1 protein-coding gene and 1 pseudogene are annotated in these 776 nt (G+C 60.2%); both read right to left on the reverse strand.

The genetic code is table 11. The features are described 5' to 3' along the window. Positions 1–434, reverse strand: a pseudogene (locus tag WH277_RS00310) (NADP-dependent oxidoreductase); the annotation flags it as partial. Between the two features lie 90 nt (positions 435–524). Further along, a partial coding sequence (locus tag WH277_RS00315) for an aminotransferase class III-fold pyridoxal phosphate-dependent enzyme (protein WP_339503679.1) occupies positions 525–776 on the reverse strand: 252 nt, incomplete at its 5' end.

The raw sequence follows: 776 nt of genomic DNA on the forward strand, positions 1-776 counted from the left end.
ATATCCAGCAGTCCCATATAGGCGGTAAAGCCCGGCATTCCGAGCATCCCCAGCGCCCAGGACGGATGCTTCAGCACCGGGCCGCTGAGTTTCACCAGCCCTTCTCCAGTGGAGAGCGCGAAGTCCTGCCAGCCGCTGTAGCTGAGCACCCAGTCCCCGGCGGCAAAATCCGCGTGCTCAGAGCGCTCAACAATCGATACGGTTCCGCCACACATCACCTCATTAAGGGCAACGGGTGGCACATAGGAAGGGGCATCGCTCATGCGTCCACGCATATAGGGATCGAGCGAGAGCCAGACAGTGCGCAACAGCACCTGCCCGGCAGCGGGTTCGGGAACGTGCTGCGCTTCGAGGCGGAAGTTCGCTGTGGTCGGTGCGCCGTGCGGGCGGGAAGCCAGCAGCAGCTGACGGTTGGTCTGTTTATCTTGTGGCATGTTATCTCCTGTTTGCGGCAGCAGGCCGCGCAAAACCTGGTAAAAGCGTAGCGCATCACGCTGACGGCTGCCTGGAGACTGCCTCCATTGTTAACAATTAAACAGGGCAGGATGTGCGATGGCGGCACTGACGGCGTCGATGAGCTGTGTCAGCGCCTGTGGTGTGATGACGTAAGGCGGCATCAGGTAAATCAACCGACCAAAAGGCCGGATCCACACGCCCTGTTCAACAAAGAATTGCTGCATCGCCGCCATATTGACGGTTCTGTGCGTCTCCACCACGCCAATCGCTCCCAGCACCCGCACATCGGCCACTTCCGGCTGTGTGCTCAGGGGTAACAG

Origin of the sequence: Erwinia sp. MYb416, assembly GCF_037479575.1 — a bacterium.
Classification (GTDB): Bacteria; Pseudomonadota; Gammaproteobacteria; order Enterobacterales; family Enterobacteriaceae; genus Erwinia; species Erwinia rhapontici.